The sequence below is a fragment of the Paenibacillus sp. JNU01 genome, assembly GCF_059130585.1.
The window spans coordinates 3,455,660-3,479,796 of the sequence record NZ_CP169723.1 but is presented as its reverse complement, the minus strand read 5'-3'; the positions used below and the strand labels follow the sequence as shown (position 1 = coordinate 3,479,796).

Sequence of the window (24,137 nt, the reverse complement as noted above, 5' to 3'; positions counted from 1 at the left end):
AATGAACAAGGGGGAGAGCAGCATTAGCACAACAACTGCAAGCACAACAGGAAATACAGCGTGGGGAAGCACTTCCGCAGAACCAGTGGAACATAAATCGTCGGATCACAAAGCCATCGGTACACTGTATGGCGTCGGTGTCGGGCCGGGAGACCCGGAACTGATCACCGTAAAAGCATACCGGATGATTCGCGAATGTCCGGTGGTTGCATATCCCAAGAAACGTAAAGGCGGTAAATCCTACGCCCACGAGATTGTGGAGCTGTATGTGAACCCGGAAGAAAAAGAGATGCTTGGCCTGATCTTTCCGATGACCAAGGACCCGGTTGTGCTTGAACGCGAGTGGGGCAAGACGGTTGAAGCATGCTGGGGGGCGCTCAAGGAAGGCAAGGATGTTGCTTTTGTAACCGAGGGTGACCCGAACCTCTACAGCACATTTATTCATCTGGCCCGGCTGATGCGAGAGTTGCATCCTGAAGTACCGATTAGTTCGATCCCGGGTATCTCATCCGTGTTGGGTGCAGCGGCAGCGCTGGATATTCATCTGGCAGACGGAGACGAACAGGTGGGCATTATTCCGGCTACGGCAGATAAAGAAGCGATGCGGCAGGCAATTGAGCATCACGATACGATTGTATTTATCAAAGTGGCGAAGGTGCTTGACCCGATGCTTGAATTGCTGGACGAGATGGGACTCGGCGGCAAAGCTTCGGTCGTTACCAAAGTCACTTCTCCATATGAACTCGTCTGGCGCGATGCCCGTGAACTGAAGGGGCAGGAGCTGGAATATCTAAGCCTGATGGTGGTGAGCAAATGAAGACATTGGAAGCGAAAGTCTATATCGTAGGCGCAGGCCCGGGTGATCCGGAACTGATCACGGTGAAAGGTTCCAACATTTTGAGAAGTGCAGATCTGGTGCTGTATACGGATTCCCTCGTGAACGATGAACTGATTGCAACGGCGAAGCCCGAAGCAGAAGTGCTGCAAAGCTCTGGCATGGATCTGGAACGTCAGGTCGAACTGATGTGTGAAGCCACTCGCGCGGGCAGAAGTGTGGCCCGTGTGCATACGGGTGATCCGGCGATGTACGGCGCAATTCTGGAACAAATGGTACTGCTGAAACAACAGGGCGTGGAATATGAGATCATTCCGGGTGTGAGTTCGGTCTTTGCTTCGGCAGCTGCGCTAGGGGCGGAATTGACCGTACCAGAACTGACGCAGACCGTTATTCTGACACGTGCAGAAGGCCGTACCCCTGTGCCTGAACGGGAGAAGCTGCGTGATCTGGCATCCCATCACTGTACGGTGGCGCTCTTCCTGAGTGCAACTTTGGCGAAAAAAGTCGTGGTTGAATTCCTCGCCGCAGGCTGGAGTGAAGATACTCCTGTGGCAGTCGTGCAGCGGGCAACATGGCCTGATCAGAAGATTGTACGGACCACGCTTGCCAATCTGGCAGCGGACCTGCGTGCCGCGGGCATTACAATGCATGCGATGATCTTGGCAGGCTGGGCGCTTGACCCGGATCTCGTGAACCGCGATGCCCACCGTTCCAAGCTGTATGATAAATCCTTCACCCATGGCTACCGTAAGGGAGTGAAGTCCGGTGAGTAATCCGTTTGCAGCTGTTGCCATCACGAAGCATGGTGTGGAGATGGTGCGTAATCTGGCAGGACAGTTCCAGGGTACAGACGTGTATTATATGAGCAAGTTTGCTCGTGGAGATGAAGAACAGTTGGGTTATGAGTTGTTCGAAGGCTCGGTGAAGCTGATTTTGCCTGATTTGTTCAAGCGATATAATGGCATCATTCTGTTTATCTCCCTGGGGGCAGTTGTGCGGATGATCGCTCCAATTCTGGTGGACAAAAAAGTTGATCCTGCCGTCCTGGTCATTGATGACCGCGGCGAAAATGTCATCAGCGTGCTGTCTGGTCACCTTGGCGGTGCAAATGAGTTAACTCGTCAGGTTGCGGAGGTGCTCGGCGCACGTGCTGTTATCACGACAGCTTCAGACGTGCAAGGCACCATTCCGGTGGACATGTTTGGGCGGGAGTTGGGCTGGATCGTAGACAGCTTCGACAAGGCAACCCCTGTCAGTGCGGCTGTTGTGAATGAAGAACCTGTCGCTCTCATTCAGGAGACGGGGGAGCGGAACTGGTGGAGATATAACAAACCCGTGCCGGATCATATCCGTGTCTTCAGCAGTCTGGAGGAAACGGAATCCTTCCCGTTCAATGCTGCCCTGGTCGTTAGTGACCGTCTGCTTTCGGCAGAAGAAGAGCAACGTTTTCTTACCAATGGTGTATTGTATCGTCCGAAAAGCCTCGTGCTCGGCATGGGCTGTAATCGCGGCACATCTGTCGAGGAATTGGAGCAGGAAGTCCTTGCTACCTTGGAAGAGTTATCCCTTTCCGTGAAGAGTGTGCGCAACATTGCCACAATTGATCTGAAAAAAGATGAAGAAGGCCTGTTGGCCCTCTGCGCCAAATATGGCTGGGAACTCGTAACCTACACCCCTGAGGAACTGAATACAGTGAAGCTTGCGAATCCATCCGAGACGGTATTCAAATATACGGGAGCATATGGCGTAAGTGAACCTGCGGCGTTGCTTTCCTCCGGAGCGGATCATTGGCTGTTGGAGAAGAAAAAGAGTGGCAATCTGACGATCTCCGTTGCACGCGTTTTATTTTAGTAGAGATATGCATGAAATGAATCTACTTTACACAATAGCACTGCGATGACAGAATACCATTTCAATCGCTGTTATCTACGGATGTTTTGATTCCTTTTTCAAAGGATAAAATCCGGTGATACAGGTGAGTTGTATGTTACGAAGCAGCTTTCTTTCAGAAAACTTCTAACGTCGCTTCTTCAGGTTATTTCTGTCCTCTCCATTATTGTGTAACATTCATTTCATGAATAAAGAGAGTGCAATAATCTTGACCGCATCGCTATGTGATGCGGTTTTGTTTGGATTATAGAATTTATACGTTCTCAGCGGAGCTGAAGGATTCGATATTCGATATCGCAAGAAAAGGTGGAATTGAAAATGACCATTGCAGATCGTAACGCCAGGCCCCGACTGATCATCGCAGGCACCGGAAGTGGTGCAGGGAAAACGACAGTAACTTTGGGGCTGATGAGAGCACTCGCCCAGCGTGGTTTGAGTGTACAGGGGTTCAAATGCGGCCCAGATTATATTGATCCGACATATCATACCGCCGTTACGGGCAGACCGTCACGTAATCTGGATGCATGGATGACATCGCCAACGTATGTGAGAGATACGTTTGAGAAGGCATCGGCAGGACATGATATCTCCATTATAGAAGGCGTTATGGGCCTCTATGATGGCAAAGATCCGCTCAGCAATACAGGCTCGACGGCAGAGATTGCTATGGTCACGCAGACCCCTGTAATCCTGGTTGTGGACGTACGCAGCATGGCTCGCAGTGCGGCCGCGATTGTACTGGGTTTTCAACAGTTGGAACCTGCATTAAATATTGCCGGCGTGATCGTCAACCGGTGTGGAAGTGCGGGGCATTATACGATTGTGAAAAAAGCCATTGAGCAGATGTGCGGCATTCCGGTGGTTGGCTGGCTGAAGCGGGACGCGGGCATGTCCATCCCGGAGAGACATCTGGGACTGGTGCCTGCCATTGAACGCGGTGAACTGGAGCCATTATTCCAGAGGGCTGCCGATGTGCTGATGGATGGCACTGATCTGGATCTTCTGCTTGAACTGGCGGCAAGTGCTCCACCGCTCAATGCAGAAGACATGAGCCCTTCAACCGCTGTCCACACGGATTCAGATCATGCTGAATCAATCTCAAATTACGATTCACATTCCGATTCAATGACCAACGTTAATAATCGACAAGTATCATATGCACTACAGCCTGTTATTGCCGTTGCGCGTGATGCGGCATTTAATTTCTATTATCCCGACAATCTGGAATTGCTCGAAGCAGCCGGGGTTCGATTGCAATACTTCAGTCCACTCGCTGGTGAAGGTATTCCAACGGATGTGGACGGTATCTATTTGGGTGGTGGATTTCCTGAGGAATTTGCAGCAGAGATTGCTGGTAACCAAGGGTTCCTGGATGGACTCCGACAGGCGGCACAGTCCAACATGCCTTTATTTGCCGAGTGTGGGGGCTACATGGTGCTTGGGGAAACGTTGACCAACCGTGAGGGTGCCACCTTCCACATGGCGGGCATTATCCCCGCACAGGTGCAGATGCAGAAGAAGCGAGCTGCGCTTGGATACCGTGAAGTGAGCAGCGTTCAGGATTCCTTTTTGCTGAAAAAGGGTGAGGTACTTCGGGGTCATGAATTTCATTATTCCACGATGAGCTATCGTGACGAAGAGACGATCCCTTATGCGTATGAGACCAAAGGGTTACGTGGCTTGAAGCAAGAAGGATATGCGGCAGGCAACATCGTGGCGGGGTATACGCACGTTCATCTGGGCTCTTACCCGGCAGCCGCACGAAGATGGGTGGAGCATTGTCAGGCTTATCGGAAGGAGCGATATATTCAGGAGTGAAAGCAACGGTTAGACAGTTCAAAACGATGGCTGAGTTCAATAAGCAAAATGGCTCTAATCTGATTTTTATCTCATGAGTCTTTGGTCGTGAAGTTGGCGATCCCATTTCCGAATTAAAGGTTTTCAGATGAATATGTGGAATGAGTTAAAGACAGAATCATTATGCGAGGGAGGGACATCAGGATGAGAACTGTATGTGTAACCGGAGCTGCTCGGGGATTGGGGCTCGCTTTGACGGCACAGATGCTGAAGAGAGGATATCTCGTGTATGCGGCCGGTCTGGACGTGGAAGATTCCGAGGGAATTCGCATGCTTGCAGAAGGATATCCTGACCATCTGCGCGCCATCGAATTAGATATTGCGGACGACCTGTCGGTGGCTCTGTTCACGGAGACATTGAAGCTGGATACGAATCATTTGGATATGCTGATCAACAATGCGGCTATACTAGGAAGTATTACGGATCATATCCGCGGGCCGATGAATATGGCGGAGATGGCTGAAGTATTTAATGTGAATACCTTAGGTACACTGCGCGTGACTCATTCCCTGTTACCCCTCCTTCTTCAAGGACAGGTCAAACTGATTGTTGATATCTCTTCCGAGGCTGGAAGCATAGAGCAATGCAGTCGGGATGGGTGGTTTGCCTATTGCATGTCCAAAGCTGCTTTGAACATGCAGGCCCGTCTTGTGCACAATGGTCTGAAGGATGAAGGCGGACAAGTGATGCTTGTACATCCTGGTTGGGTACAGAGTTATATGCGGGGTGAACTGGATGCTTCTGCGGATCTCACGCCCGAGCAATCTGCACAGCATATCGCTGTACTTATCGACCGCCATGAACAATTTAAAGGAGATCAGCCCGCATATGTGGACTACAAGGGAGAGAAACTCCCCTGGTAGTTGGTTTTTATACAGTGAGGTGAACAAGAAAGGAGATTGATTGAATGGATCAACGTAAAAAAGCATTGCTACTAGGCGATTATACACATCCGGACTGGCACCCGCTTCAGGGTGTGGATGCGGAGATCAGCCGGATTTTCCATGATACGATGACTGTACAATGCAGTGAGAATCGAAATATGTTGTTGCAAGAAAATATAACCGGATTTGATGTGTGTATCTCCTACATGGACGATTGGAAGGGTAAAGTCTCTCCACAGCAGACAGCAGGTTTGTTGTCCTATGTGAGTAATGGGGGTGGACTGGTCATTATACATAACGGCATTTCGCTCCAAAATCGTTATGAACTCAAACAGATGATCGGTGCCAAGTTCCTGCATCATCCGGCTTATGCACCACTTGAATTCACTGTAACGGGAGAAAGCCATCCCGTGACGGAGGGTATCTCTAATTTCACAATGGAAGAAGAGCCGTATCAGTTCGAGTTTGGTTCTTTTGCCGAAACGAAAATATTGCTGGAATATCAATCCGAAGATGGACCGAAGCCTGCGGTTTGGGCTCATCGATATGGTGTTGGACGTATTGTTTATCTTATGCCAGGTCACCATGTACCGTCTTTTGCACACGAAACGTACCGTAAATTACTTCTGCAAGCAGGCAAATGGGCTGCGCGTTACGTCTGATCGGATGGACATTTTTGCATGCGGAGTAGAAGGAGTATAATATAGAGATCAACGAAGAGGAGGATGACAAAAATGAGCGATTTGTTCAAAAAGGCGATCTCGTTAGGGCTTGGACTTACTGTCGTAAGCAAAGAAAAAATTGAGAAAACCGTGGATGATTTGGTCAAGCGCGGGGAACTCGCGCCCGGTGAATCCAAAGCTTTGGTTGAACGCCTGATGGAACGGGGCGATGAAGAACAAGGCCAGTTCAAGAGAGTGATTCAGGAACAGGTCAAGCGCGTGCTTCAGGAAGCGGGTGTGGCATCCGAAAGCGATGTAACCAGTCTGGAACAGCGTGTTGCCGTTCTTGAGAAAAAACTTGCCGAACTGGGCCACTCACCACAGCTTCAACCTGATGAATCCCCGGCTCCACTTGAAGTTCCTCCTCCTCTCAAAGGAAACGAGATCGAGTAGATGGCCGTGCGAATCAAACATGTCGGCAGATACCGTGAAATTGCCATGGCGCTGGTGCGTCATGGCTTCGGTTATATGGTCGAGGAGCTGGGGTTGTTCCAGTTGCTGGCTCTGCCCAGACGGTGGATGTCGCGTGAAGCACATACCACCAAAACGCTAAGTGAACGCATCAGGCTTGTGCTGCAGGAGCTGGGGCCGGCTTTCGTCAAGCTGGGGCAACTCGCAAGCACAAGGGCAGATCTATTGCCTGAGTCTGTCATTCGTGAGCTGGTGAAGTTGCAGGATCAGGTCCCGCCGTTCTCTTCCGAGACGGCACGGGGTATTTTGGAACAGGAATTGGATACACCGCTGGAGGAGATCTTTTCCCGGTTCGAGGATACCCCTGTAGCTGCGGCCAGCATAGGACAGGTGCATCTGGGCAAACTTCGAAGCGGTGAATCGGTAGCCATCAAGATTCAGCGGCCGGGTATATCGCGTATTGTGCAGCGTGACTTGGATATTTTGCGTGAGCTGACAGCCATGGCCGAGAAGCGCTGGGATTGGGTGAAGCAATATCAGATTCCGCAGATGGTAGAAGAATACGCTCAGGCATTGATGGCCGAGCTGGATTATACGGTTGAAGGCCGAAATACGGAAAAGATTGCACAGCAATACCAACAGGACAACAAGGTGAAAATCCCGACAATTTACTGGGATCAGACGTCTTCACGTGTGCTGACTATGGAGTATATTGAAGGAATCAAGCTCAATGATCGTGATGAATTGGTCAGACGCGGCCATGATCTGAACAATATTGCTGAGCGGTTGGTGGACTCATTATTGAATCAGATCTTTATTCATGGATTCTTCCACGCTGACCCACATCCGGGCAACCTGATGGTATTGAAGGATGGACGTCTTGCCTTTATAGACTTCGGTATGGTTGGAAGCCTTAGCGATGAGATGAAACAGCAGCTTGCTTCCCTTATTATTGGGTTAATGCGCAAAGATACGGACAGCATGATCCGGGCCATTGAGAAGCTCGGCATGATGCCGGATGACATGGATCTGCGTGGGCTTCATGTGGATTTGGACAAGTTGCGTACCAAATATTACGATATTCCCTTTTCCAAGATTAGTGTGGGTCAGGCGTTGAATGATCTGTTCGGCGTAGCCCAGAGGCACCGGGTGGTCATGCCTGCCGATATTCTCCTGCTTGGTAAATCGTTGCTGACGATGGAAGGTGTGATCGAACATCTCGATCCTTCCCTGAGCATTGTGGATATGGCCGAGCCCTTTGGGCGGAAGCTGATCAAGGAACGTTTTAGCGCCGGAAGAATCAAGAATCGGTTGTTCCGCAGTGCGGCTGATATGGCTGAGAGCGTCATTGGTCTGCCAGGGCAGTTAAGACAGTTATCATCCATTATTAGCAAAGGCAAGCTGAGGCTGGAGATAAGTGTCCCTGAACTGGATGCACTCATGCGCAGAATGGACCAGATTAGTAATCGGCTGTCCTTTAGTATCGTGTTACTTGCCTTCTGTATCATTATGGTCGGCTTGATTATCGGTTCGTCGATCAGTCATCAGTCCACGATGCTATGGGATATTCCGGTCATTGAGATTGGTTTCCTGGTGGCGATTCTGATGGTGGCTTTCCTGCTCTATTCGATATTCAAATCAGGAAGATTCTAACATAGTATCGCGAGAATACCCGTAAAGAGACCTTCTTCAAAGGATCTTTGCGGGTTATTTTTCGTGAATAGAGGATGGATGAGTATATCACAGAAATATTAAGATAATAGGAGATAAGGTTTTATTTTTAGGGCTTAACTGTATTAGTACATATTCATCCCAGTGACTATAATAATAGGTCAGTAGAATAACGGACCCGGTTTTTCTGAGAGAGGGAAACCCATGGGCATCTGGAGCAGACCAGGATGTCACACAAAGAAGATAACTGATCGTTGTAACGGAACAGAAGCAAAACACTGGAACGGAAAACAGACATGATGATTCACCCAACTATCCATACGATAGGGGTGGTGAATGAGCATGTAACTTAGATGCATAGGCAATTGTGCGGAGAAGATTCCGCTATTTTGTGCTGTCTCACACACTGTTATTAATTGCTGAGTGTATTGATCAGTGATGAATGCTTCCGTTACGCTTCAGGGTCATCTTCCAATTTGAGTAATGACATGTAGGAGGAACGGTAGAGAACATATGAATACTTTAAAACAACAATGGTTTGGCAACATTCGCGGAGATGTGCTGGCAGGCATTACGGTAGCGCTGGCGCTCATTCCGGAAGCCATTGCTTTCTCCATCATTGCAGGAGTCGATCCCATGGTCGGGCTGTACGCTTCGATTACCATTGCGATTGTGATCTCGATTGCAGGTGGAAGACCCGGTATGATCTCGGCTGCAACGGGTGCAATGGCGGTACTGATGGTTGGACTCGTCAAGGATTATGGTGTGGAATATCTTTTTGCAGCTACGATACTGACGGGTGTTATCCAGTTTCTACTAGGCATATTTAAGGTTGGGCGATTTATTACGTTTGTCCCTCATTCGGTACTGACCGGATTCGTGAACGCACTGGCGATCCTGATCTTTATGGCGCAGTTAACTCACTTCACGGGAGCGAACTGGATTATGTATGCGATGGTGGCGGGCACGCTGGCGATCATTTATATTTTGCCACGTTTTTTCAAAGCTGCTCCATCTCCATTGATTGCAATCATCGTGATGACGATTATTACGGTGGTATTTCATCTGGATGTAAGTAAAGTAGGGGACATGGGAAATCTCACAAGTACCCTGCCGATGTTCCACTTGCCGAATATTGCATGGACTTGGGATACGCTGATGATTCTGCTGCCTTATTCATTTACCATGGCACTGGTTGGGCTGCTGGAATCCCTGCTGACCGCAACCATCGTGGATGAGATGACCGAGACCAAGAGCAGCAAGAACCGTGAGGTGCGTGGTCAGGGTATTGCGAACTTTGTGAACGGTTTGTTCGGCGGCATGGGCGGCTGTGCGATGATTGGGCAGTCGGTCATTAATGTGAAGTCTGGTGGACGTGGAAGATTATCCACGTTTACTGCGGGTGCGTTTCTCGCGATCCTGTTGCTGCTGTTCAGCGGTGTGGTGAAGCAGGTACCGATGGGTGCGCTCGTCGGTGTAATGTTTATGGTGTGTATCGGAACATTCGACTGGAGTTCCATCAAAAATATTGCTCGCGTGCCACGCGCGGAAGCCTTTGTCATGATCGTGACCGTGGCGATTGTGGTCTATACCCACGATCTGTCGATTGGGGTCATGGTCGGCGTTGTGCTAAGTGTGCTGCATTTTGGCTGGAAACAGACCAAAATTCGCGTACAGGCGAGCCAGGAACAAGGGCAGATGGTGTACCGGGTTCACGGACCGTTCTTCTTTGGATCTTCGTCCCGCTTCGTGGATGAATTCGATGCAGAAGCTGATCCGAAGGAGATCACGATTGATTTCGGAGGGTCACATATCTGGGATAATACCGCGGTTGTGGCCATTGGCAAAGTGAAGTTTAAATACGCGAAGCTGGGCAAAACCGTGCACCTGCGTGGGTTGAATGAAGAGAGCACTCGAATTCTTGAACGGAGTGGATTTGCCACAGCTGGCGGGCATGGTTCATAACTTGGTTGGAACGAAGTAAACAGCGAATAGATAACACAAAAAGATGATTTATAATCAGCGGCGCACTTTTTCCGGAAATCGGGGAGAGGGCATCGCTGTTTTTTTTGAGCCTGAGGCATGATAGGTCGGTTATATCCACAGATCAGCAACCTGAAGGCAGACTTAGAGTCTCTTACTACCCGACTCAAACTCACTTGGTCGATACAAGTTAAGCTGATCTTGGGGTTTTGTGCTACAACTTGGGGGTGTAACGCTGTATCCCCTTTTGTTTTGCTTGACTAACGTGTAAACTACAGGGTATGGAGAAGAAGAGCAACGAGTGGATTGCTTTTTAAAAAATTCATTTCATAATCATGATTGAACGAAGGAAAACTAGTCTTAATGGCAGATACTGATACTGAAGTCATTATGAAATGGACTTATCTAAATGAATATACAGAGGTGTAACGATTGGCAAACTTTGAACAACTGGGCATTCGCCCGGAATGGTGCGAGATCCTGAAACATCAGGGCATCGCCGTGCCGACTCCGGTACAGGAGCGTTCGATTCCTGTACTGCTGGGTGGACGCGATATTATCGCCGAGGCACAGACAGGTACAGGGAAAACGCTGGCTTTTTTGCTGCCGATTATTCAGAAAATTAATGTATCTGACCGTTCGCCGCAAGCGTTGATTATCGCGCCTACGCGTGAGCTTGCGCTGCAAATTACGGAAGAAGCGAAGAAGCTCACGGCAAACGACGATAAACTGCACGTGCTTGCCGTATACGGCGGGCAGGATGTGGACAAGCAACTGCGTAAATTGCAGAACGGCACCCAGATCGTTATCGGTACACCGGGTCGTCTCCTGGATCACCTGCGCCGGGGCACGTTGAAGCTGAATAATGTCAAAAAACTGGTCCTGGATGAAGCCGACCAAATGCTACACATGGGCTTCCTGGACGATGTGGAGACGATTCTTAGCGAGCTGCCACACAAACGCCAAACGATGCTGTTCTCCGCAACGATGCCGAAGGGGATTCGCCACCTTGCGAAGACCTATATGAAAGATCCGGAAGATGTAAAAGTATCCTCGCAATCGGTAATCCCGATCAAACAAATTCGCCAGCAGGTGCTGGAATGTACGGATCGCGGCAAGCTTGAAGCACTTCGCGGCATGATTGATACGTATCGCCCATACTTGGCGATTATTTTCTGCCGGACCAAGCGTCGTGCATCCAAGCTGAACCAAGATCTGCGTGAAGCAGGTTATGCAAGTGATGAACTTCATGGAGATCTGTCCCAATCCAAGCGTGAGAACGTCATGAAAGCGTTCCGCGATGCCAAACTGCAAGTGCTGGTTGCTACAGACGTAGCTGCACGTGGACTTGATGTTGAAGGTGTAACGCATGTCTTTAACTACGATATGCCGCATGATGCGGAAAGTTATATCCACCGGATTGGTCGTACGGGCCGTGCAGGCGGTACAGGTCTTGCTGTAACGTTTGCAACAGAGCACGACAGACCTGAACTTGCACGTATTGAACAAGGGATCGACCAGAAGCTGTCCCGTATTCAGTGGACGAGCGAAGGTCCAATTGCATCAACAGGAGCAGCTAGACGTTCCATCAACAGTCAGGGGGATGACGAACGAGGCGGACGCTCTTCCGGAACAGGCAGCGCACGTCGCGGTGCAGGCCGTAACGATCGCAGAGATGGCGGACGTGGGGGTCGTGGTTCCCGCGGTGGCGAAGGTGGACGCAGTGGTGGTCGTAGCGGTGGCCGCAGTGGCGACGAGCGCAGTGCAGGCCGTGGCTCTGCGCGTAGCAGCGACAGCAGTCGAGGCGCAGCAAGCCAAGGTGGCCGCAGCAGTAGCCGCGGTGCGAGCCAAGGCGGACGCAGTGCAGGTCGCAGTGGCGATGAGCGCAGCAGCGGCTGGGCTGGCCGTAGTGCTGACAAGCGCACCTCCGGGCGCAGCAGCGAAGGCTCTCGCCGTCCGGAATCCGCAGGACGCGGACCGGCGAAGGGCGACCGTCGCGATTCTCGTCGCGGACGGTAAAGCCTTGGCGCAAGCGGCGATATAGCCGCACCTGCGCAGGCACTATGCCATGCCGCAGCGTTTGTCATGGCACATATGAGAGGGTTCGGGTACAGATGTACCGAACCCCTCAGATCAAGGGTCGCGGGCGGAACCACGTCGCGGCCCTTTTTCAACAGGACAGATGATTCTTTCCGCTTATTCTTTTTGTCATCTGCGAGTGCCTGTTGGCACGCCTGCTTGATCCATGGAAGATGCCATTTAGATATTGGCCATCTAGTTTTTCTTTTGACCGTGTACTGCGGACAACACTCGGCAAACTTCCATAAAATTCAAAACACCTCATCCTAGACCTAAGGATGGGGTGTTTTTGGCTGAATTCTTATATCATTAGAAGCATAACCTTTGATTCGTGGTGTTGATGGGCATGCAGGGATGGATGAAATTGCAATCGTCTATATACACGGAGTGAGTTTGCACTAAACTACGTTTTTTCAGTTCCAGTATGTCATCCCTACATGTGAATATCTGCGTACTGATCCCGATATTTCTCGTTATACACTCGGCCCACCGACTCCGCCAGTCCTCCGCGTGCTTTGCTCGGATAGCGTTCAATCGTGTGATAAAGTCTCATGAATCGATCTTTGGGCATAAAGCGAGCGTAGCGGGTAATAAGACTAGGGAATAACTCAATATATTTACTCTTGCGCACGGCAGCAGCAGCTACGGCTGTAAGAATCTGAATTCCATTGTGGAGCTGTAAAATGTTCACTTCATAGGTTGCGATATAACGAATCGCGTCTTCCCGGATCAATTCCGGCTTAAGCCGTGCAATCTCACCGATATATTCAGCCAGCAGCCGCTCGAAGCTGCGTAGCAGCAAGGGTTTGAGCTGCAAGTCCATATCACTGCGCAGGACAAAGGATTGTAATAGCGCAACCTGTTGCAGTCGAATCCGGTCATTGTAGACGAGTGAGCCGATCTCGCGAAGCATCTCATAGGCCAGTGCTTCATCCTGCTTGCGGGCTTCGGCGACCAGTGCCCAGTTGCGGTTGATGCCCTGACGGATGAGTTCCTCATCCTGTTGCAACATGCGCTTCAACTCGCGCTGCTGCTCTACCTCGAACGAACGATTCTGCATGAAGATCAGCAATGCCAGAAGCAACAGGGAAACGCTGGCTGCCGCCATGGTCTGATCTATGGTTTCACCAAAATAGGTGGCCGCTGCACCGAACAATAGGGTAATGAACAGGTCGCGTGCAATTCGACGTTTCACACGGGAAGTCGCTTTCGCCTGAACGGAAATCAGGGTACCCCTGCCACAGGCTGTGCACTCATCTTCCCATAGGCAGGTATACTGTCCGCAACGTGTGCAGACTTGCAACTTTTCATAGGCATAGGTCGTTCGATGAAATGGTCTTATGGATACGACTAGTTTAGTACTCATGCTCAATCACGCTCACCATTCAGAATAGTGTAGAGGGTACGATCCGTGTCTTCGCGGGAGACCGGTTTCCGCCGATGAAGCTGGAGTGCAATTACCTTTATAATGACAAAAAGAAACAATATGGCGAGGCATCCGTATGTAACCATAATCCGTTCCCTTCTATGGCTTGGTAAACAAGCGCTGTTATATTGCAGTTTGCTGGCAATAACTATATCATATTTCCATAGTTGGTACTTTTGTGCCAGTTCAAGGCATGAAATCGTCGATTTTTGTCAGTCATTACAAAACTGTAACTCAAGATAGGGGTGCTTTTCAGAATTTATTAGTAGACTGTTAAGATTTCCTTAAGGCTTGACGCCTATAATAAACTATTCCCATTTTAATCTCAAACGTGAAGGAGTACACCCAATGCTGCGGACACGCAAAATACGCTGGCTGAGCGGAACGATGGTTCTGCTGGCCATTCTAACGCTACTGCTACCTCAGGCGTTGCTGCCACACGCTGCAGCGGCTCAGGCACAGACGAGCGGAATCGATGCGGTACTTGTAGCCGATGTAAGTAATTCAATGAATACAAGTGACCGTGACAAGATCAGTAATGAAGCCATGAAAATGTTTATTGATATGCTGCCCGTCCAAGGGGACAAGGTAGGGATTGTCGCTTATACCGATCAGGTGGAGCGGGAAAAGGCAATGCTTACGATTCAGTCCGATGCGGACAAGAGCAGCCTGAAGGACTTTATTGATCAGCTCGGCCGGGGGCCATACACCGATGTCTCAGTTGGTGTCGCCGAAGCCATGAACATACTGAATCATGGTGCAGACCCATCTCACTCGCCAATGATCGTGCTGCTGGCGGATGGCAACAATGACTTTAACAAAACCAAAGGCCGTACACAGGCACAATCCGACGCTGATCTGGCGAAATCCGTGAAGGAAGCACAGGATCAAGGTATCCCGGTGTATACAATAGGACTGAACGCGGATGGCAAGTTGAACAAGGATGCACTCGCAGACCTCGCGAAGCAGACCGGAGGCAAGTCATTCATTACCGATACGCCGGATGATCTGCCACAGATTCTGAGTGAGATCTTCGCCGATCATGCCAAACTCAATGTGGTGAAGCTGCCCTCTGTGACAGGAAACGGCAGTTATCAGGAAGTTACCGTGAACGTGCCAAATGACAGTGTGCTGGAAGCAAACATCTCGATTATGTCCTCGAAGCCGGTGGAAGTGCAATTGATGGACCCTTCCGGACAAGCCGTGGACCTGAACTCGGATGCAGCCAAGCTCTCGACATCGAAGAGTTATTCGCTCGTGAAGCTGTTGAAACCCCAAGAGGGAGACTGGAAACTTCGGGTAAAAGGGGCTCCGAAAGACAGCATCGATATCAATCTGCTGTTCAACTATGATCTTCAGCTCGTTGTGGACCCGATTAAGACCAAGTCCTATACCAAAGGGGACAAGGTTGATCTTGCTGCCAAACTGGAGAATGGCGGTCAGCCACTTCAGGATAATGATCTGTATGCAGATATGAAGGCCACGCTGGTTGTGAAAGATGTCGATACTGGCAAAAGTGAAGAACAACCGCTGGAAAACACAGGATCTGGTTTTGCCGGAACATTTGAAGTTCCGGACAATCATAACTATGAATTGGTCATCCGTGCGGAAGAAGACAGCTTCTACCGTGAAAGTACGCCAATCACGATTAACGCAGGCGGAGCAACCGGAAGCGTTGCTCAACCGACCACGCCAGGCGGTGAACAGGACAAGCCGTTCCCTTGGTTACCTGTCATCCTGGGTGTTGTAGCCCTGATTGTGGTCGGTGTGGGGGTTTGGTTCCTGATGGGTTGGCTGAAACGCAAAAACCGGGGCTTTGTCGGTCAGATGATCGTTGAGATTCGTGATGAGAACACGGGCGACAAGTCATATCCACAATATAAAAAGCTGGTATCCTTCCGGGGCCGATTCCATCTGCATCAATTGTTGCAACTGGACCCTGAGCTGAAGGAAACCGAAAAATATGTATTTACGCCCAGCAATGGCGATCGAATTATCATTCGTAACACCGCAGGCGGTACGTTGGAGAAATCCGGTCGTGCAGTCGATGCAAGCTCAGGCGTTGAACTGAAGAACGGTGACCGACTGAGCATCCCGCTGCAACAGGCGGACAAGACCATTTTAATTGAGTATCTGGTGTAAGTTAATTGTTTGGTTTAAAAGGAATGCAAATTTAAGTTGGATATAATTGTTTACACGAGAACGGAGAGGACAGAGAAAACCTGAAGAAGCGAAGCGTTCGCCTAAAAGCTTTCTGAAAGAAAGCTGCATCGGAAGCATACGCTTATCCTCAGATTTTTCCCCTTAGAAAAGGGAACCAAAAAAATCTGAGGATAACAGCGATCGGAAGGTTACTCTGTCATCGGAGTGGCAAGTGTAATGAGTTTGTGCCCAACTGTTCTAACTAAAGGGAGGACATGGAATGAAACCGATTGTTAGAGAACATATTCAGCAACTGGATGTATCACTTGGCGGAGGGATTGTCAGTGAGAAAATCCGGGTCGATACGATTGATAACCCCATTCTGATTATTGGTCTGGGGGGAACGGGAATTGACGCACTGTTGCGACTGAAATATCAGATCAACCGTCGTTTCAAGCTGCCGCAGGACCCGGTATCCAAGAAAAAAATGGACAAGCCGGACAATGTGGAATTTCTGGCTTTTGAAACAAACGAACAGGATCGCGCCAAAAAGTATAAAGGAATCGGACTTGATCCGATCAATGAATTCGTCTTGCTGTCCAATGCCGAGATTGGCGGGCTTCTTCAGAACCGCAGCGTGCTGGAACCGTACATTACGGACTGGCTGTCTCCCGAACTGAGCATCACGGACGGCATGAACGGCGCCGCAGGTGTGCGTCAGGCTGGACGTTTGCTCTTGTTCACCAAGATTAATCAGGTCGTGCAGGCCATCGACAAAAAGATCAAAACCTTATCTGTAGGCACCAACAAAAAACTGATGGTGTTCCTCCTGACAGGTCTGTCTGGCGGTACAGGCAGCGGCTGTTTCCTCGATATTTCCTATATCGTGCGAGGCATTATCGAACGGGATCACGGCTCTGCGGGGATTGACCGCGTGAATACGCTGGGCTACCTGTTCACGCCAGACGTGAACCTGTCCAACAAAAGCTTGAGCGAACACACACGCGAATACATTCGCAAGAACGGATATGCGGCACTCAAAGAGCTGGATTATTGGATGAACGTGGACAGCCGCGGTGAGCGGTTTACACAGAAGTACGGCAATATTTTAACCGTCAACTCACCACTGCCTCCATTTAACCTGTGTCATCTGATCTCTGCGACGAATACCGAAGGCAAACTGCTGGAGAACGCCTACGATTACTGCATGAACGTCACGGCCGAGAACATTACCAACTTCATGGCAAGTGAGGAGAAGCAGTCGGGTGAGGAGTTCGCGATCCATGACTATATCAGCAACATTCGAACCAACATTGCACAGATGAACAAGGTGTACCCGGCCAACTATGATTACAACATCATTGGTGCCTCTTCGGCTGTACTGCCGATTGAGGAGATGACCACGTATCTGGCGTATCGCATGTTCGACAAAATGAACACCATGTTCTCCAAAGCACCGAACCAGGAGGATACCGAGAAGTTTGCCCGCAAGCTGGGCATTGATCTCGAAAGTGTGGTCAAGTCCTTTGAAGCCCGCGTGCCAGAGCCGCTGCCTGGTTACCAAAACAGCGAGCGCTTATCCTATGGCAACGTGGTGAAATCACAGGTTGTGAATATGGACACCGAACTGGAACAGAACTTTCTGGCACGTGCCCGTGAAGAATATATCAAGGCGAAGAAACAACTGCCGGGTGAGATTGCTGGTCAGTTTACCGAACAGATCCGGCGTATGTTTTTGCATCCTGAACAAGGTCCGTTCTATGTATCTCGTCTCATTTATACGGAAAAAGGGTTCTGTGTACTGAAGATGATTCAGTCGTATATCGAAACCCTGCGTGAGAATGCCTTCCGCATTCCGCGTGATATTGAAGCGGCTCAGGAGCAGTCTGAAGAGAAGCTGGGCGATGCGAAGAGTGCGTTTGTCTCCAAAGAGAAGAAAAAGAATGCTTATATTGAAGCAAAAATTCATGAGTACTGGCTGCACGCCGACGTGGAACGCAACGATCAGATGATCGAGTTCTATGAAGATCTGTATGAGTTGCTGAACCAGGAAAACAGCCGCATTTATAACGTATTTACCGAGACGCTGAACGCCCTTAGCTCGATATTCGCGAAGAACGGCGATCTGCTGACACGCGGCGAGGAACAATCTGATCACAAAGGCAACAAGACATACTACTGGAACGTCGTAAGTGTACCGGATATCGTCAGTGTGGTGGACGGGCTGTTGGATAAGCGTGATACAGATGATCTGATCCGCGACTTCTCCCGTGAATTGCTGGAAAACTCCAGCCAGTGGGTGAAAGAGAACGAGATTGATATCGTCAGCTCCATCTCCGACTTCCTGAGTGAAAAATTCGGTGATCTGATTACCCGTTCCATGGAAGATTTCCTGGTGATCAAATACGGTCAGGATGAGTCGGTTGAGAAATTCGTGGAACGTTTCATTGCCGGCAAGCTGGATGATGAGGCCGTTCCGGTGTTCAATCTGAGCAACAGTACAGGCAGTCTGCATTTCCCTTCATGGGGATTTGTATCCGTACCGGCACAGGCGCCAGGTATTCTGAAAGGGATTCGCAATTATCAGAACAATGCGGTAGGCAAATCTCATTTTACCGTTAAGGAAAGTGAAGTGCGTAACCGGATATTCTGGCTGAACACCCGCAACGGGGTACCACTCTTTGTGTATACACCGCTTAAGGTATATGAGGAAAGTTATGAACGTACCATTTTGGACAAAGAAGGCATCGGTCGTCACTTGGTGCAAACGGAGAAAAACAACTGGACCTATCTGCCGTCTCCGATTCCGGAGAAATCATGGGGAGATGTGTACGAGAACGCCCGCGTGAAACAGTATAATGCCCGTGTGCGTAACGAATTCGAGCAGGCGCTCGGATACAACATCGTGACAGCCAAATCCATTGATGAGAATACAAGCAACCGATATGCGATTGTGACATCAGAAGCATTTGACTTGTCCGCCAAACTGGCAGCCTACGACATGCGTCTGACATCCACCACGCCGAACCTCGGCGAAGTGAAGCGGGCCGTGATGGAGCTGAAACGTCTGCAATCCGAAGGGTTGCCACGTGTAGGAGTTAAGGATATTTTCGGCAGTATTAACGAAGATATGGCCAAAGAAAACCTGGTACGCTCTCCGCAGCTGATCGCACGCGTTCGTGAGGAACTGGCGAAGATGAATGCCATCTCTGCCAAAGTTGCCGAACTCGAAGGCATTCTTGTCCAGTACCAGGACGAAGAGCAGTGGTACGACCGCTTTATCGAAGCACTCTATACAGACACCATCGTCAAAAAAGGTGCGCTCTACGTCTATGACCGTGACCCGGAAGAAGACGCATGGGAACCATTCGCGAACCTGATGAAGAGCCGTAACTTTGCCGAGTATGAAGTGTTTGGCAACTTCCGCGGTCTGGCGGAGAAGGATCGCAGTACATTGCTGCGCAAAGCCTCCCGCCGCGATAATGATCTGACGGCTTCAGAAGATATCACTCCATTGCTGACAAAGCTGGATGATCTGGCTGCGCTGTTCATGGAATCACGTGATCGTCTCGAATATGAGCGGGTAGAACTGGCTAACGGAGAAGACATCTATCAGTTCTACAGAACGATGTCGTCCAAGCTGAACGACATTCGCAGAAGGCTGAAGTAAGGGTGGCGGCCGGGATGGAGTTCAATTCGAACAATACCCTGAAGCGTGATCTGGAGAAGTATGCAGCGCAGTATGCAATGGAGCAGGAGCGTCAAGGCAGCCTGGGTGATGGACGCAGCAGTATCCATTACCCGGCTTTGTTCCTTTTCGTGGGTGATCTGGTTGCACCTGCCGTATCTGCTGTGCAGGAGATCAATCGGCTGAAATGGGATAACGGAGACGGTGTGGTCTACATTCAGATCGGGACAGACGATCAGGAAACGGGTTCGGGTGAAACGAGGAATGGTGGCTCGTCCGATGATGGCCAGGTGACTCGTCACCGTTTGCCTCTGTCCGCTGGGCAGACGGAGCGGCCGTCTAAAACGCGGCGTAAGGATGTACATCGCAGTTTCCACGAATCGGATCAGGCGCTCTATGACCTGAATCGTACGCTTCGGCGGGTCAGTAACCGCATTGCCGAATATGGACGGCTGTACTCGTCATTTGATCGGATTTACGTTACGGTGGTAACCAGAACCGATGATCCATTGAATGTATTGTTGCCAGAGCTCACCAAGCTGACGGAGATCATTTTGTCCCAAGCCTTCAAGTCGGTGCAGACAGATCTGCATGTATTGGTCAGCGAGATGGAACAGGTGGATTCCTTCGGGTATGCCAGCGCAGCAGGTCTTGCTTTTCTGCGTGAACTGGATTATATGCAGTCTTTGGACTACACGTTCAGCGGTAATCTGCTGGTGACGGAGGATGGAATCTCCATTCCGGTTACACATCACGCGTCACCGTTGTATGATCTCGTATATCTGTTGTCCGACAAAAATGAGCGTGGAACCGGCGTTCCCGGTGGCTGGATTGAAAATGCCGAGATCATCTGCCGGATCTGCCTGTTGAAGAACAGGAAGCAGGATGCGAATCACTCGGGTACCGTTTCGAGCACGGGAGCGAACACGTACAACAATACATCCTTCAAAAACAATATTCGCACCACCTCTGATCAGCATGGTTATGCAAGTGCGGGTTTTGCCGAGATCAGGCGGCCAAACAAGCCGATAGCACTGGCGGTTTTATATCACATGTATCGGTACCTGCTCGCACGCATGCGGCAGGAGCCGGATTGGAGCATCAAGGACAAGCTTGCTTTCTTCGGACTGGACGCGGCCTCGGTGGAACGCAAAGTTGAAGGTCTGTTGCCGGGTGAAGATCTGGTTAGTGGCATGAGTGGCATCATGACGCATAACGTCAGTTTCTCCGATCTGAAGCCGCTCTCGCTTCGTGAAGCGGAGAGAGCGCTGTTCGGACAAGGCGCTGAAGCGTACTTCCGTGATAACGTCGTCCGACTTGTTGAAGAGCGTGTGCGCGAGCGCAGTTCTGGCGGCTTTCTTCGCCGTCAGGCCGAACAATGCCGCGCGGAGCATCCAGAGGTTGGGTACTTCCAGTGGGCAGCCTGGAGTGATAATGAGCCTGGCAGTGTACGTGAAGCGCTGCTCGGACTGATTCGGGATAAATCGATGCAGCTTGAATCGGCACGTGCACTGTTAGAGCAACGTCAGCAAGAGCGGGTGGAAGATCAGTCGTTCAAACGAGCGTTGTTCCGTGATAAACAGAATGTACGCAATCTGATTGACTGTATGCTGGAACGAGTGTACGTACCGAAGGTAGAATTGCTGCGACTGGAAAATGAATTACAACTGCTCCGCATCTACGATACGGAGATGGAAGAGCTTCACCAATTCAGTCGCCACGTTACAGCGGCACTTGAAGCGCTGGAACGCACACTGCGAGAGACAGCTGCCCAAAGTATCGCCGCTGCGGATGAATACATCGGTCAGAACGTAATGGAGTACTACGGCAAAGTGACGGAAGAGCTAATCATCGACCTGGAAGCCAAGCGCGGACGGGATGTATGGTTCGAGGATCGTTACATGGGAGATATGAACCGGCTTGCGACAGAAGGCGATGACCGTCTGCTCAAACGTCTGATGGAGGTATGTCACTCGTTGCTGCTTACAGCCGAGCCGTTGCGGTTACCATTTGAAGAAGAGCTGTTGCAGCGGGCCAATGTTACGATTGCTTACGGAGATAAAGACGTATTAACCCGGGATGATCTGTTCCGCAGGTTGTACCACACGCTGGAGGATCAGGCGGTTGTTCGGGTACGGGTATTCGATTATACGCAGGAACATCGGTATGAAGAGAAGTATTTCTTTGGTGACCATCATAGTGCTTTTATGGACTACGCGGCACATGCCGAAGAGACGTCACGCATCTACAAGCTGGGTGTGGTGTACGAAGAACGCAGCAGTGGTGTGGAGAAGCTGAATCTGATGGGAGGTTTCCATCTGGAGGATCTCATGGTGTATCGGAACGGCAAGGTATATTATGACTCGTACACGGAGAATGGCTATGAACTTCACCCCGCAGGTCTGTTGGAAAAGTTGTCACCCATTCGTTAAGGCGTCTGGCTGTGTCATGACACCCTGCTACAATCTTGTATTAACTCAGCCTGCTTAAGGCTGGTATGGAAAGGATGCATGTGGACATGCAGCGAAAAATCAATCTGCTCCTGGTCCTGTTCAGCCTGATTGGCGGAGCAGTGGGCTTTGCGGCAGGAGAAATCATGCTGCGTCAATGGCTTGGGGAGATGCCACGTCTGTTGCTGATGGGCTTATACTTTGGCGTACTGGCGCTGAGCGTTGGATTGTTCTGTTTGATCGCAGAGATGATCTCACCCAAGCTGAATGGTGCTTCATGGAAGCTCCGATATCTGGGACTGTCGTGGAAATTGCTTGTTCCGGCAACACTCGCTCTCTTGTTTGTTGTTGGACTCGCGCTGCAATTGCTGTACCAGATCAATCCGGGCGGTGTGAAGCAAGTGAAGGACATCGTACTGATGATCGATAACTCGGGCAGCATGAGCGAGACAGATCCGGATAACGGACGCTTTGAAGCAGCCAAGACACTGATCAGTCAAATGGAGAGTGACAAACAGGTAGCTGTCATTACGTTTGATGACCAGCCACAGTTGTTACAGCCGTTTATTGCGCTGGATAGTGAAGCGGCCAAGAACGAGGTTTATGGCAAAATTGATGGCATTGTCACGACTTCAGGCGGCACCAATTTTGATGCCGTGCTGCGGGAAGGCATGGAACAGATTCAGGGCAAACAGGACCCGAAACGCGGTACGGTTGTCATCTTGTTATCCGATGGCTTCAGTGAAGCGGATACGGCCGATATTTTGTCCCAGTATACCAATGAACAGATTTCTATTAATACAGTCGGCCTAAGCCTGGTGGACCCATCGGGTACGGATCTGCTGCGTAATATTGCCCAGCAAACGGGTGGCATGTACTATGATGTACCGGATTCCGGCGGTCTGAATCTGGCATTCCAGCAGATCTACGATACGATTGATGAACGGACGCTGGTGACGGAGCGCACTGGTATGATGGAGCATAGCGTTTATCTGGCGATTTTCCGTGTAGCAGCAGTGTTACTGATTGGAGTAGCATTGGGTGTATCCCTTGGACTCGTATTCGATAACCGTCATCTCGCGCTCAGCTTTGGTATTGGTGGTGCGGTGTCGGGTCTACTGGCAGGGCTTCTGCTGGAATGGGGCCTCGACGGTTCGAACGTGGGGGATACCTTCGTACGACTTGGTGCGATGCTCATCTTATCTGGCGTATTGACCCTCTTCTCCTGGATTGTTCCGATCAAGGAGAACACGCCGCGGAAGAGTAGGGGACGCCGTGAAGCTGGCGGAGGAACTTCTTCAGCTGAAGGATTCGGTCAGAGAGCAAGAGATTCACGTAGCAAAGGATTCTAACGTCGGGAGGTCAATGGAAATGCGATTTACGGATGCTGACCTTTCGACACCCTTGATTCGAAAACTGACACTTGCGGTGGACGAAGGGCGTTGTACACTTCGCTGGCTCTGGCCGGAACGGGTTGAAGCTGTGTATGTGGAACGGCTGGAGCTGGATATGATGAGCGATGATCGTACCGGGGAAGAGTCTGCACAGGGCAAGCTGAAGCTGTACACAAGAGAGGAATATAAGGCGAGCAACGGTTACACGGATCGGATCACGGGTTTTGGTGCCATTAAGTACACGGTGTATGTGTGTCAGATGCAGGAAGACGGGCCTGTGCTGATCCGTCAACGAGATGAAGACAATATGGTGATTGCAAGCGCTGGGAAGGCGGACATCCGCTTCTCCATTCGCTACAAGAGCGGTTTTTTTCAGAAGCGAAAAAGTGTATTGATCACCGTCACAGCGGAGGTGCCTGTTCCGAAGGAAGCCCTCTGTTATGTTCGCAAGCAGGGCGGGGTGCCGCTGAATAAGGAAGATGGTACGGTGTATCCTTTTGTGAGTGATTTTGCTCCCGGAAGAAATGAGATGCCGCCCGTTGAAGTCGCCAAGGATGATTATGTGCGATTATTCTTCACGGACGGACCGAAATATGGAGCCGCCTATCGGCTTATATCAGACTAGATCGTTGGACTAGCGATTGGAAGGTTAATCTGTCATCGTAGTGGGAGTGTAAATCATCTTAGTCTGACTGATTAGG

General features: G+C 50.3%; 17 protein-coding genes. 15 read left to right on the top strand and 2 right to left on the bottom strand.

Annotated elements, in window-relative coordinates:
- Position 1: 1 nt before the first annotated feature.
- The 10 genes from cobI to NLBNIHML_RS15045 all read left to right on the top strand — a co-directional run bounded on the left by cobI (position 2) and on the right by NLBNIHML_RS15045 (position 12,276).
- A complete protein-coding gene (gene cobI, locus NLBNIHML_RS15090; protein ID WP_494352195.1) occupies positions 2-817 on the top strand; it encodes a precorrin-2 C(20)-methyltransferase in 816 nt (271 codons plus the stop codon).
- Positions 814-1,611, top strand: a complete 798-nt coding sequence (gene cobM / locus NLBNIHML_RS15085) for a precorrin-4 C(11)-methyltransferase (RefSeq protein ID WP_076332461.1) — start codon at positions 814-816, stop codon at positions 1,609-1,611. The genes cobI and cobM overlap by 4 nt, the downstream gene beginning before the upstream one ends.
- Complete coding sequence (locus NLBNIHML_RS15080; RefSeq protein WP_494352194.1) at positions 1,604-2,689, top strand: cobalt-precorrin 5A hydrolase; 1,086 nt, start codon at positions 1,604-1,606, stop codon at positions 2,687-2,689. Before cobM ends, NLBNIHML_RS15080 begins: the two co-directional genes overlap by 8 nt.
- Positions 2,690-3,046: 357 nt before the next feature.
- On the top strand, positions 3,047-4,546 hold the full coding sequence (locus NLBNIHML_RS15075; protein ID WP_494352193.1) for a cobyrinic acid a,c-diamide synthase CobB: 1,500 nt from the start codon (positions 3,047-3,049) through the stop codon (positions 4,544-4,546).
- 183 nt (positions 4,547-4,729) lie between these two features.
- Positions 4,730-5,449 carry an SDR family oxidoreductase gene (locus tag NLBNIHML_RS15070; protein WP_339238367.1) on the top strand — a complete coding sequence of 240 codons (720 nt, stop codon included), beginning with the start codon at positions 4,730-4,732 and terminating at the stop codon, positions 5,447-5,449.
- Between the two features lie 44 nt (positions 5,450-5,493).
- Entirely contained in the window at positions 5,494-6,132 is a 639-nt protein-coding gene (locus NLBNIHML_RS15065; protein ID WP_339238365.1) for a ThuA domain-containing protein, read from the top strand.
- 72 nt (positions 6,133-6,204) lie between these two features.
- Entirely contained in the window at positions 6,205-6,585 is a 381-nt protein-coding gene (locus NLBNIHML_RS15060) for a phasin family protein (protein WP_253441470.1), read from the top strand.
- Positions 6,586-8,256, top strand: coding sequence for an ABC1 kinase family protein (locus tag NLBNIHML_RS15055; RefSeq protein WP_339238360.1), 1,671 nt, complete (start codon positions 6,586-6,588; stop codon positions 8,254-8,256).
- A gap of 531 nt (positions 8,257-8,787) precedes the next feature.
- Positions 8,788-10,239, top strand: a complete 1,452-nt coding sequence (locus NLBNIHML_RS15050) for a SulP family inorganic anion transporter (protein WP_494352192.1) — start codon at positions 8,788-8,790, stop codon at positions 10,237-10,239.
- A gap of 450 nt (positions 10,240-10,689) precedes the next feature.
- The gene (locus NLBNIHML_RS15045) at positions 10,690-12,276 is read left to right on the top strand and encodes a DEAD/DEAH box helicase (RefSeq protein WP_339238357.1); all 1,587 of its coding nucleotides are present in this window, start codon (positions 10,690-10,692) and stop codon (positions 12,274-12,276) included.
- A gap of 493 nt (positions 12,277-12,769) precedes the next feature.
- Here the strand turns inward: NLBNIHML_RS15045 and NLBNIHML_RS15040 are convergent, their stop codons facing one another.
- Positions 12,770-13,702 (bottom strand): hypothetical protein, encoded by a 933-nt coding sequence (locus NLBNIHML_RS15040; RefSeq protein WP_494352191.1) that lies wholly within the window; start codon positions 13,700-13,702, stop codon positions 12,770-12,772.
- A gap of 2 nt (positions 13,703-13,704) precedes the next feature.
- Positions 13,705-13,848, bottom strand: coding sequence for a hypothetical protein (locus NLBNIHML_RS15035; RefSeq protein WP_165980303.1), 144 nt, complete (start codon positions 13,846-13,848; stop codon positions 13,705-13,707).
- A gap of 262 nt (positions 13,849-14,110) precedes the next feature.
- On the opposite strand from NLBNIHML_RS15035, the gene NLBNIHML_RS15030 reads away from it, so the two are divergent.
- From NLBNIHML_RS15030 to NLBNIHML_RS15010, 5 genes are all read left to right on the top strand, one after another.
- Complete coding sequence (locus NLBNIHML_RS15030; RefSeq protein WP_494352190.1) at positions 14,111-15,904, top strand: vWA domain-containing protein; 1,794 nt, start codon at positions 14,111-14,113, stop codon at positions 15,902-15,904.
- Positions 15,905-16,184: 280 nt separating this feature from the next.
- Entirely contained in the window at positions 16,185-19,574 is a 3,390-nt protein-coding gene (locus NLBNIHML_RS15025) for a tubulin-like doman-containing protein (protein ID WP_494352189.1), read from the top strand.
- A 14-nt stretch (positions 19,575-19,588) separates the two neighbouring features.
- Positions 19,589-22,024 (top strand): transcription initiation factor TFIID, encoded by a 2,436-nt coding sequence (locus tag NLBNIHML_RS15020; RefSeq protein WP_494352188.1) that lies wholly within the window; start codon positions 19,589-19,591, stop codon positions 22,022-22,024.
- 86 nt (positions 22,025-22,110) lie between these two features.
- Complete coding sequence (locus NLBNIHML_RS15015; RefSeq protein ID WP_339238345.1) at positions 22,111-23,394, top strand: vWA domain-containing protein; 1,284 nt, start codon at positions 22,111-22,113, stop codon at positions 23,392-23,394.
- Positions 23,395-23,413: 19 nt separating this feature from the next.
- Positions 23,414-24,061 (top strand): beta-mannanase, encoded by a 648-nt coding sequence (locus NLBNIHML_RS15010; protein ID WP_494352187.1) that lies wholly within the window; start codon positions 23,414-23,416, stop codon positions 24,059-24,061.
- The last annotated feature ends 76 nt before the right edge of the window (positions 24,062-24,137 follow it).